The 11,064-nt window shown below is 62.4% G+C and carries 7 protein-coding genes; 3 read left to right on the plus strand and 4 right to left on the minus strand.

Features of this window, described 5'->3' with window-relative positions; all coding sequences use genetic code 11:
• Positions 1–274: 274 nt before the first annotated feature.
• Positions 275–2,449 (minus strand): catalase/peroxidase HPI, encoded by a 2,175-nt coding sequence (gene katG / locus RYZ20_RS15700; protein ID WP_317675150.1) that lies wholly within the window; start codon positions 2,447–2,449, stop codon positions 275–277.
• 126 nt (positions 2,450–2,575) lie between these two features.
• On the opposite strand from katG, the gene RYZ20_RS15705 reads away from it, so the two are divergent.
• Positions 2,576–3,475: a hydrogen peroxide-inducible genes activator gene (locus RYZ20_RS15705; protein WP_317675152.1), complete on the plus strand. Its 900-nt coding sequence runs from the start codon at positions 2,576–2,578 to the stop codon at positions 3,473–3,475.
• Between the two features lie 32 nt (positions 3,476–3,507).
• On the opposite strand, the gene carB is transcribed toward RYZ20_RS15705, so the two are convergent.
• A complete protein-coding gene (carB, locus tag RYZ20_RS15710; RefSeq protein ID WP_317675154.1) occupies positions 3,508–6,840 on the minus strand; it encodes a carbamoyl-phosphate synthase large subunit in 3,333 nt (1,110 codons plus the stop codon).
• A 75-nt stretch (positions 6,841–6,915) separates the two neighbouring features.
• The gene (locus tag RYZ20_RS15715; RefSeq protein WP_317675156.1) at positions 6,916–8,211 is read right to left on the minus strand and encodes a glycosyltransferase family 87 protein; all 1,296 of its coding nucleotides are present in this window, start codon (positions 8,209–8,211) and stop codon (positions 6,916–6,918) included.
• Between the two features lie 214 nt (positions 8,212–8,425).
• Between RYZ20_RS15715 and aspS the strand changes: the two genes are divergently transcribed.
• Positions 8,426–10,204, plus strand: coding sequence for an aspartate--tRNA ligase (gene aspS, locus RYZ20_RS15720; RefSeq protein ID WP_317675158.1), 1,779 nt, complete (start codon positions 8,426–8,428; stop codon positions 10,202–10,204).
• Between the two features lie 61 nt (positions 10,205–10,265).
• Here the strand turns inward: aspS and RYZ20_RS15725 are convergent, their stop codons facing one another.
• Complete coding sequence (locus RYZ20_RS15725; protein WP_317675160.1) at positions 10,266–10,400, minus strand: hypothetical protein; 135 nt, start codon at positions 10,398–10,400, stop codon at positions 10,266–10,268.
• Between the two features lie 143 nt (positions 10,401–10,543).
• Between RYZ20_RS15725 and RYZ20_RS15730 the strand changes: the two genes are divergently transcribed.
• Positions 10,544–11,064: GNAT family N-acetyltransferase (locus tag RYZ20_RS15730; RefSeq protein ID WP_317675162.1), on the plus strand; the 521-nt coding region annotated here is incomplete at its 3' end.

Consider the following 11,064-nt stretch of genomic DNA (forward strand, 5'->3'; position numbering starts at 1 on the left):
AAACCATGCTCAAGCGGCGCTTGCGCCACCAAACTGAAAACGCATAAACTCAATCAAGGATGAGCCAGAGCCTCCAAACGAAAGCGCGCTCAACTGTCCCAAATTATCTGACGACGGACACAAGCTGGTGATTCAGCAGGCCGAAGCTCTGGCGCAGGAAGTCGCCTAATTCTCAGGAATGCTTAGAAAAAGATACCTGCCGCTATCCGGCAGGTATCAACATTTATCGCTAGGGGCTTGGGTATATCCCGCGCCTCTTTCTTTTTTGTGCCGATCAGGCGGTCAGGTCGAACCGGTCCGCGTTCATCACCTTGACCCATGCGGAAACGAAGTCGTGCACGAATTTCTCGGCGCTGTCGTCCTGGGCATAGACCTCGGCATAGGCGCGCAGGATCGAGTTAGAACCGAACACCAGATCGACGCGCGTCGCGGTCCATTTGGCGGCACCCGTTTTGCGCTCGCGAAGCTCATACAGCCCCCCCGCGACAGGGTTCCATGTGTAGGCCATGTCGGTCAGGTTGACGAAGAAGTCCGTCGTCAGTGCGCCGGGCCGGTCGGTGAATACGCCATGAACAGTGGCGCCGTGGTTGGTGCCCAGAACCCGCATCCCGCCGACCAGAACGGTCATCTCGGGGGCGGTCAGGCCCATCAGTTGCGCGCGGTCCAGCAAAAGCTCTTCGGCGCTGACCACATAGTCGGCCTTGAGCCAGTTGCGGAAGCCATCCGCCACAGGTCCCAGCACGTCGAACGAAGCGGCGTCGGTCTTGGCCTCGCTCGCATCACCACGACCGGGCGCGAAGGGCACCTCAAGCGATACGCCAGCAGCCTCGGCGGCCATTTCGACACCGACGTTACCCGCCAGAACAATCGTATCGGCCAGTGATGCACCTGCATTGGCGGCAAGTGGTTCCAGCACCGAAAGCACACGCGCCAGACGGGCAGGCTCGTTCCCTTCCCAGTCCTTTTGCGGCGCCAGACGGATGCGCGCACCATTGGCGCCCCCGCGCATGTCCGAGCCACGGAAGGTCCGTGCGCTGTCCCATGCGGTGGCGATCATTTCGGCGCCGCTCAGCCCGCTGGCCTTGATCGCCGCCTTCAGCGCGGCCACATCATAGCCGGTGCTGCCTGCGGGGATCGGGTCTTGCCAGATCAGGTCTTCGGCGGGAACGTCCGGCCCAAGGTAGCGCGCCTTCGGCCCCATGTCGCGGTGCGTCAGCTTGAACCATGCGCGGGCGAAGGTCTCGTCGAAATAGGCGGGATCGGCCATGAAACGCTGGCAGATCTCGTTGTAGATCGGGTCCATCTTCATCGCCATATCGGCGTCGGTCATCATCGGGTTGTGCCGTTTTGAGGCGTCCGAGGCGTCCAGCGGCTTGTCGCCCTCTGCAATGTCCACCGGCTCCCACTGCCATGCGCCCGCAGGCGATTTGCGCAGCTCCCATTCGTGGCCGAAAAGCATGTCGAAGAAGCCCATGTCCCACTTGGTCGGGTTTGCAGTCCACGCGCCCTCGATCCCCGAGGTCACGGCATTCGCGGCCTTGCCCTTCATATGCGGGTTGGTCCAGCCAAGGCCTTGCTCTTCGATGCCAGCGGCCTCGGGGTCTGGGCCAAGCGCGCCTGCGTCGCCATTACCATGCGCCTTGCCGACGGTGTGGCCGCCAGCGGTCAGGGCTGCGGTTTCTTCGTCATTCATGCCCATGCGGGCGAAGGTCTCGCGCACCTGTTCGGCGGTTTTCAGCGGGTCGGGTTTGCCGTTCACGCCTTCGGGGTTCACATAGATCAGGCCCATCTGCACGGCGGCCAGCGGGTTTTCCATCGTCGACGGTTTCGACACATCGCCATAGCGGTTGTCCGACGGCGCGAGCCATTCCTTTTCGGCGCCCCAGTAGGTGTCCTTCTCGGGGTGCCAGATGTCCTCGCGGCCAAAGCCGAAGCCAAAGGTTTTCAGCCCCATGTTCTCATAGGCGATGGTGCCGGCAAGGATCATCAGGTCGGCCCAGCTGATCTTGTTGCCGTATTTCTTTTTGACCGGCCAGAGCAGGCGGCGCGCCTTGTCGAGGCTGGCGTTATCGGGCCACGAGCTGATCGGGGCGAAACGCTGGTTGCCCGTGCCGCCACCGCCGCGCCCGTCCGCCGTGCGATACGACCCGGCCGAGTGCCACGCCATACGGATCATCAACCCGCCGTAGTGTCCCCAGTCGGCGGGCCACCACTCCTGGCTGTCGGTCATCAGCGCGTGAACGTCCTGTTTGATCGCGTCGAAATCAAGCGTCTTGACCGCGTCGCGATAGCTATAGCCCGCGCCGAAGGGCGAGGTTTTCGTGTCATGCTGATGCAGGATGTCGAGGTTCAGCGCCTCGGGCCACCAGTCGGTGTTCGACTTTCCGGCGGCTGTCATCGCGCCGTGCATCACAGGGCATTTGCCGCCGCTTGTGCTATTTCCGTCCATTGCACTCTCCTTGAAATCCAAACCAATCGTCGCGCATCTGTCAGGTAGCGCGCATCTAGAATTGTTCTAACATGAATTTTCATTATCAAAATTGAATTATAATGATGGTTGTGATAGGTCACGGTTATGAAAGGGCTTACGCTTCGCCACCTTCGGTATTTCACGGCTCTTGCGCAGCAGGGGCATTTCGGGCGCGCGGCCGAGGTTTGCGCGATCTCTCAGCCCGCGCTGTCGGTGCAGATGAAAGAGCTTGAGGAAATCGCCGGTGCGCCCCTGATCGAACGCGGTGCGCGGCAGATCCGGCTGACCAATCTTGGCGTGGCGTTTGCAGAGCGTGCGGCGGGGATTTTGCGATCCGTAGATGATCTGGACGGGTTCGTGCGCGCGGCACAGGCGCCCTTTAGTGGCGTGTTGCGGATCGGGGTGATCCCGACCATCGCGCCCTATCTGTTGCCCGCGCTGATCCGCCATATGGGGCAGGCCTATCCTAACCTCGATCTGCGCCCGCGCGAGGCGATTACGCAAACGCTGATCCGCGATCTGGGCGAGGGGCGGCTGGATCTTGCGATTGTGGCGCTGCCTGTTTCGGAAAGCGGGTTGCACGAGGAACCACTCTTCGAGGAGGAGTTCGTGCTGGTGCGCCCGTGTGCCGAGGCGAATGCCCCTGTTCCCAGTGCCGAAGGGCTGTTGGAGATGCGGCTCTTGCTTTTGGAAGAGGGGCATTGCTTCCGCGATCAGGCGCTGGCGTTTTGCACGCCTGCGCGGGTCGGCTCGCGCGAGTTTATGGAGGGCAGCTCGCTGACCACGCTGGTGCAGATGGTGGGGGCGGGGATCGGAGTGACGCTGATCCCCGAAATGGCGGTGGCGACCGAAACGCGCCTTGCCGATGTGGCAGTGGCGCGCCTGCCTGCGCCGCGCCCGAAGCGCATGATCGGCCTCGTCTGGCGCAACTCAAGCCCGATGGCCGGGCAATACCGGCAGATCGCAGAGGTGCTACGCGGCTTCGGCCCGTCCGCGGGCAGGTAGCCCCGCCCGCGAAAGCCGGTCAGTCAGGGGCGTCAACCTTGCAGGCTGCGCACCTCGATGTCGCCTTCGGCGCGCGATTTCATCGCCGCAACCGACGCGATCGAAGCTGCGGCCGTGGTGAAATAGGGGATCTTGTCATAAAGCGCGACCGCACGGATTTCGCGCGAGTCCGAGATCGCCTGCGAGCCATCGGTCGTGTTGAACACAAGCTGCACGTCGCCGTTTTTCAGGCGGTCCACGATGTTCGGGCGGCCCTCGTAGACCTTGTTTACGGCCTCGGCCTCGATCCCCTTTTCGGCCAGCCAGGCGGCGGTGCCACGGGTCGCGACGATCCCAAAACCCATCGCGATCAGGTCGCGCGCGGCCTCGGCCAGATCGTCGGATTTATCCGTGTCCTTGATCGAGAAGAACACACGCCCTTCGGTCGGCAGGATGGAGCCTGCGCCAAGCTGTGCCTTATAGAAGGCGCGGGCAAACGAGCGATCCCAGCCCATGACCTCGCCGGTCGAGCGCATTTCCGGCCCAAGCAGCGTATCGACGCCGGGGAAGCGGGCGAAGGGCAGCACGGCCTCTTTCACCGAGAACCACGGCGTGTTCGGGTCTGCAAGCGTCAGCGGGTCGGCCTGCGGCAGGGCGGTGTCGGGCGTGACATCGGCCGGGTAGGGCGCGCGCTCGGGGAAGTTCGAGAGCGGCTCGCCCGCCATCAGGCGCGCGGCGATCGAGGCAATTGCGCTGTCGGTTGCTTTCGCGACAAACGGCACGGTGCGCGAGGCGCGCGGGTTGACCTCAAGCACATAGATCACGCCGTCCTTGATCGCGAACTGCACGTTCATCAGACCGCGCACGTTCAGGCCGATCGCCATCTTGACGGTCTGCTCTTTCAGCTCTGCGATGGTCTCGGCGGACAGCGAGTAAGGCGGCAGCGAACAGGCGCTATCGCCCGAGTGGACGCCGGCCTCTTCGATGTGCTGCATGATGCCCGCGACATGGACGTTCTCGCCGTCACACAGCGCGTCGACGTCAACCTCGATTGCGCCCGACAGGTAGCTGTCAAGCAGAACCGGGCTGTCACCCGACACGACCACAGCAGTGGTGATATAGCGCTTGAGCTGATCCAGATCGCGCACGATTTCCATCGCGCGACCACCCAGAACGTAAGACGGGCGGATCACCAGCGGATAGCCAACACGGCCTGCAATTTCAAAGGCTTCGGCATCAGAGTGCGCAATGCCATTGACCGGCTGCTTCAGTTCGAGACGGTTCAGAAGATCCTGGAACCGCTCGCGGTCTTCGGCAAGGTCGATCGCGTCGGGCGTGGTGCCGAGGATCGGGATACCCTCTGCCTCAAGCGCATTCGCCAGCTTGAGCGGGGTCTGGCCGCCGAACTGCACGATCACGCCATGCAGCGTGCCGTTTTCGCGCTCGACCCGCAGGATTTCGAGAACGTGCTCAAGGGTGAGCGGCTCGAAATACAGGCGGTCCGAGGTGTCGTAGTCGGTCGACACGGTCTCGGGGTTGCAGTTGATCATGATCGTTTCGTAGCCCGCATTCGTCAGCGCGAAACAGGCGTGACAGCAGCAGTAGTCGAACTCGATCCCCTGACCGATCCGGTTCGGGCCGCCGCCAAGGATGACGACTTTCTTCTTGTCCGAGGGACGGGCCTCACATTCGACATCGCCCATCGCGGGGGCTTCGTAGGTCGAATACATATAGGGGGTCTGGGCTTCAAACTCGGCGGCGCAGGTGTCGATGCGCTTGAACACAGCGGTGACGCCAAGGTTGCGGCGCGCGCGGCGGACTTGTGCCTCGTCGCGGCCCGTAAGCTTGGCGAGACGCGCGTCGGTGAAGCCCATCATCTTGAGCTTGCGCAGCCCCTCTTCGGTCATCGGCAGGCCGGATTTGCGGATTTCCGCTTCGGCATCGACGATTTCGCGGATGCGGGCAAGGAACCACGGGTCAAACGCGGTCGCGGCGATGATCTCGGCGTCGGTCAGGCCGTGGCGCATGGCCTGCGCGATGGTGCGCATACGGTCGGGCGTCTGCACCGAGATCGCCTTGATGACGGCGGCCTTGTCGGGCGCGCCTTCGATTTCAACTTCGTCAAAGCCCGAAAGGCCGGTCTCCATCGAGGCCAGCGCTTTTTGCACCGACTCGTGGAAAGTGCGGCCGATGGCCATCGCCTCGCCCACCGATTTCATCGCGGTGGTGAGTTCCGGCTTGGAACCGGGGAATTTCTCAAAGGCGAAACGCGGGATCTTGGTGACGACATAGTCGATGGTCGGCTCGAACGAGGCGGGCGTGACCTTGGTGATGTCGTTGTCCAGCTCGTCCAGCGTGTAGCCGATCGCCAGTTTTGCCGCGATTTTCGCAATCGGGAAGCCGGTCGCCTTGGAGGCCAGCGCGGAGGAGCGCGACACGCGCGGGTTCATCTCGATCACGACCATGCGGCCATCGGCGGGGTTGATCGCCCATTGCACGTTCGAGCCGCCGGTCTCGACGCCGATCTCGCGCAGAACGGCAATCGAGCCGTTGCGCATGATCTGGTATTCCTTGTCGGTCAGCGTCAGCGCCGGCGCGACGGTGATCGAGTCGCCCGTGTGCACGCCCATCGGATCGACGTTTTCGATGGAACACACGATGATGGCGTTGTCGGCTTTGTCGCGCACAACCTCCATCTCGTATTCTTTCCAGCCAAGCAGCGATTCATCGACGAGGATCTGGTTCACCGGCGAGGCATCCATGCCGGTGCGGCAGTAGTGGATATAGTCTTCGCGGTTATAGGCCACACCGCCGCCGGTGCCGCCAAGGGTGAAGGCGGGGCGGATGATCGCGGGCAGGCCGATGTTTTCCAGCTCGTCCAGCGCGATTTGCACACCGGCCTCGAGGTCGGCTTTGCCGTTGGCCTTCTTCGGCGCGGTCACGATGGTCGCGCGCGGGTTTTCAAGGCCCAGACGGTCCATCGCCTCGCGGAAGAGTTTGCGGTCTTCGGCCATCTCGATCGCGTCGCGGTTCGCGCCGATCAGCTCGACCCCGAATTTTTCCAGCACGCCCATATCTGCCAGCGCGAGCGAGGTGTTCAGGCCGGTCTGCCCGCCCATCGTCGGCAACAGCGCGTCGGGGCGCTCTTTCTCGATGATCTTGGCGACGGCCTCGGGGGTGATCGGCTCGATATAGGTTGCGTCGGCCATCTCGGGGTCGGTCATGATGGTCGCCGGGTTCGAGTTGACCAGAATGACGCGGAAGCCTTCTTCGCGCAGTGCCTTACAGGCTTGGGCGCCCGAGTAGTCGAACTCGCAGGCCTGGCCGATAATGATAGGACCGGCACCGATGATGAGGATTGACTTGATGTCTGTTCTCTTCGGCATGGGCGGTCTCCTGACATTTGGGCAGCATGATATGCGCAGCCCTCGCGGGCGCGCGCAAATTGATGGGGGTTATAGTCAGCTTCGCGGAGTGCGCAAGGGCTGAAAACCACCGGATCGTGCTTTCGCAAAGGTCGCGGCAAGGAGGCAGCCGGTCAGGAAGATCAAAATCCCTGTCTGGGCTGCGTAGCCATTGAAGATTTCGGCCAAAAGCAGATGCAGCGCGCAGAGCAGGCCGCTAATTGCCAGAAGGGCACCACCGACCCAGCCAAGCCGGTGAACCAGAATCGGCGCGAAAGCCAGCGGTGCTATATAGTAGTAAGCCCAGCCGATCGGACCGAGAAAGGCAAAGGCCGTCAGCGCAGCTGCCCAAAGCGCCGCGCGCACTTGCGCATCGCGCGCCTGGCGCAGCAAGATGCCGCTCGTCAGAAGGAGGGTGATCTGGGCGCTCCGGCTGAACAGCGCGTAGGTGGCGGGCTTGGGAGTGGCAACCCAGCTGACCTGCTCCTCCGGCGCCATGGGGGGCAGGAGTTGCGCTATCGCAGGCTGGATACGGATATGAGCTTCGGGCATCTGCAATCCCACGATGAAGTCCAGAGAATAGGCCTGCGAATTCAGAAGAAGTGTGCCGTCGATGCTGCGAAGCCCCGCCAGAAAGACCTCGTGAATTGGCCAGCCTGCAAGCGCGATGGACAGGCCGCCAAGGGCGCTTGCCACCCCGAGTGCTGTCAGGCCCGCGCGATGCTGGCGCGTCGCAAACCACAGCAGCGCAATTGGCAGCGGTGTCAGTTTCAGCGCAATCGCCAGCCCCATCGCGACCCCGCCCTGCACGGGCGAGCCGTTCTGCGCGCGTTCGATCCCGAGGACCGTCAGGAAGGCGACAATGATCTGCGGCTGCCCCTGTAGCAGGCCGACCGGTGCGGCACGCAGGAGAATCATCATCAGAATTGCCAGAAACCACCAATAACGAGGCGCTGGCGCGCCCGTCGGCGGAAAGGCGATCCGTGTCGCGAGAAACGGCAACGCGACAAGGCAGGCGGTGTTGAAAAGAAAAAGCCCCTTCGCAAAGGTCTGGAATTCTAACACATCGGTCAACGGCGCCAGAAGCCACGCCCACAACGGAGGATAGAGATAGGGGTAGATAACCCCCGGTTCCCCGATCCGGAGCGCCAGATCGTGCCAGCTGTCGGGCGGCAGCATCCGGAACAGGCCGTCAAATGCAGGGTAGACCGCTTCGGGTTGCCCCAAAGCGACGGATTTGGCCGCCATCCACAACGCCAGAAGATCGCGCGACGGGGCCACATTGGCCAGAATTCCCAGCCCAAGGGCTGCGGGGACAATCAATATCAGAACTAGAATAGAGGGGCGTGCCATCGGGTTTTGAAATCGGGTTACTGTTACGCTTGCGTTTATTGTTTCCAGATTCGCAGGGGTTTGTGGCTAAAATGCGGAAACTCTCCTGAAATTGGAAAAAATATCGCGGCAAGCGCCAAAGCCGCAGGGTTTTGCCCCCGCGCGCGCTTGACTTTGGGCCGCTGGCGCGGTTGATCGGGCCGAAATCATTCGCCGCCCAAAAAAGGGGAGCAACATGCACGCCTATCGCAGCCATACCTGCGCCGACCTGAATGCGAAAAACGCCGGTGAGACCGTCCGCCTTGCGGGCTGGGTCCATCGGGTCCGCGACCACGGGGGGGTGCTGTTCATCGACCTGCGCGACCATTACGGCATCACGCAGGTTCTGTGCGATGGCGACTCGGCCGCGTTCAAGATGCTTGAAACGGTGCGCTCGGAATGGGTGATCCGCATTGATGGCAACGTCAAACTGCGCGACGCCTCGCTGGTGAACCCGAAAATCCCGACCGGCGAGATCGAGGTCTATGTCCGCGAGGTCGAGATTCTGGGCGAAGCCGAGGAACTGCCGCTGCCGGTCTTTGGAGAGCAGGACTACCCCGAGGAAACCCGTCTGGCCTACCGCTTCCTCGACCTGCGCCGCGAGAACCTGCACAACAATATCATGCTGCGCTCGAACGTGGTGCGCTCCTTGCGCAACCGGATGTGGGACGCGGGCTTCAACGAATTCCAGACGCCGATCATCACAGCTTCGTCCCCCGAAGGCGCGCGCGACTTCCTCGTGCCGTCGCGTCTGCATCCGGGCAAGTTCTACGCGCTGCCGCAGGCGCCGCAGCAGTTCAAGCAGCTCATCATGGTGGGTGGCTTTGACAAGTATTTCCAGATCGCGCCGTGCTTCCGTGACGAAGACCCGCGTGCCGACCGCAGCCCGACCGATTTCTACCAGCTCGACCTTGAGATGAGCTTCGTCGAGCAGGCCGATATTTTCGCCGCGATCCAGCCGGTGATTCAGGGTCTGTTTGAGGAATACGGGCGCGGGCGCCGCGTCGATGCCGACTGGCCGCTGATCCCCTATAAGGAATCGCTGCTGAAATACGGCTCGGACAAGCCCGACCTGCGCAACCCGATCGAGATGCAAGTCGTGTCCGAGCATTTCGCAGGCTCGGGCTTTGCGATCTTTGCCAAGCTGCTGGAGCAAGACGGCACCGAGATCCGTGCGATCCCGGCACCGAAGGGTGGCTCGCGCAAGTTCTGCGACCGGATGAACAAATTCGCGCAGGAACAGGGCCTGCCGGGAATGGGCTATATCTTCTGGCGCGAGGCCGAGGATGGCTCGGGCATGGAAGCGGCCGGTCCGCTGGCGAAAAACATCGGCCCCGAGCGGACCGAGGCAATCCGCGCGCAGCTTGGTCTGGGTGTGGGCGACGCGGCCTTCTTCCTGGGCGGCAAGCCCGAGAGCTTCGAAGCTGTCGCTGGCCGTGCCCGCAACGTGATTGGCGACGAGCTTGGGCTGACCGACAAGGACCAGTTCAAATTCGCATGGATCGTCGACTTCCCGATGTATGAGAAGGACGACGAGGGCAAGATCGACTTCTCGCACAACCCCTTCTCGATGCCGCAAGGCGGGCTTGAGGCGCTGAATGGCGACCCGCTCGAGGTTCTGGGCTACCAGTATGACCTTGCGTGCAACGGCTACGAGCTGGTGTCGGGCGCGATCCGGAACCACAAGCTTGAGATCATGTATAAGGCGTTCGAGATCGCCGGCTATGGCAAGGACGAGGTCGAGAAGCGCTTTGGCGGTATGGTCAAGGCGTTCCGCTATGGCGCCCCGCCCCACGGTGGCTGTGCGGCCGGCATCGACCGGATCGTGATGCTGCTGGCCGACGAGATGAACATCCGCGAAGTCATCATGTTCCCGATGAACCAGCGCGCCGAAGATCTGATGATGGGCGCGCCCTCAGAGCCGATGAACGAGCAGTTGCGCGAACTGCACTTGCGCGTGATTCCGCAGGAATAAGCGGTATCTCGGATAAGACGAAGGGGGCCGTTGTTGGCCCCCTTTTGCGTTTTCCGGCCTGTTAAAGGGCGAGCACGTTGATCACTGTTGCCGCCAGCGACGCCGTGAGCGACAGCGCGCCAAGGCTGAACACGGTCCAGTGGGTCGTGGTGACAAGACGCTCGTTTTCAAGCATACGGATGATGCGCTGTTTCATGCGGCCTCCGATCGGGATTGGTCAGCCTTTGGATCGCATCGAAATACGGCAGGAATGGGATGGGATTGGCGCGCTTTGGCGGCAATTGCGTTAACCATCGCTGCGCGCTAGCGTGGCGCAAACCAACAAGAACGGAGGCAGGAATGGCACGGTTCGGAGAGGCTTTGGCGGGCTGGCAACCCCCGCGTGCGCCCGATTTCACGCGTATCGACGGGCGCTATATGCGGCTGGAGCGGCTGGAAGAGCGCCACGCGCATTCGCTGTTTCGCGCCAATGCCGGGGCTGATGCGCTCTGGGATTATCTGCCCTACGGGCCTTTCGCTTCGGAGGCAGGCTATATCCGCTTTCTGACCGAGATGGCGGGCAAGGATGACCCGTGGTTCGTGGCGGTGTGCGACCCACATACCGGCGCGGCTTTGGGCGTTATGGCTTTCCTGCGTATCGCGCCAGAGCAAGGCTGTATCGAGCTTGGCCATATCTGCCTGTCACCCGCGCTCCAGCGCACGCCCGCCGCAACCGAGGCGATGGTGCGCATGATCGAATGGGCTTTCGAGGCGGGCTATCGGCGCTTTGAGTGGAAATGTGATGCGCTGAATGTGCCCTCGCGTGCGGCGGCCCAAAGGCTGGGGCTGAGCTATGAGGGGATTTTCCGGCAAGCGACCGT

The organism is Pseudothioclava alba, assembly GCF_033100795.1.
Lineage (GTDB): Bacteria > Pseudomonadota > Alphaproteobacteria > Rhodobacterales > Rhodobacteraceae > Pseudothioclava.

Coding starts and splice junctions, on each gene's coding strand:
- katG (WP_317675150.1), bottom strand. CDS start 2,449: ATGGACGGAAATAGCACAAGCGGCGGCAAATGCCCTGTGATGCACGGC.
- RYZ20_RS15705 (WP_317675152.1), top strand. CDS start 2,576: ATGAAAGGGCTTACGCTTCGCCACCTTCGGTATTTCACGGCTCTTGCG.
- carB (WP_317675154.1), bottom strand. CDS start 6,840: ATGCCGAAGAGAACAGACATCAAGTCAATCCTCATCATCGGTGCCGGT.
- RYZ20_RS15715 (WP_317675156.1), bottom strand. CDS start 8,211: ATGGCACGCCCCTCTATTCTAGTTCTGATATTGATTGTCCCCGCAGCC.
- aspS (WP_317675158.1), top strand. CDS start 8,426: ATGCACGCCTATCGCAGCCATACCTGCGCCGACCTGAATGCGAAAAAC.
- RYZ20_RS15725 (WP_317675160.1), bottom strand. CDS start 10,400: ATGAAACAGCGCATCATCCGTATGCTTGAAAACGAGCGTCTTGTCACC.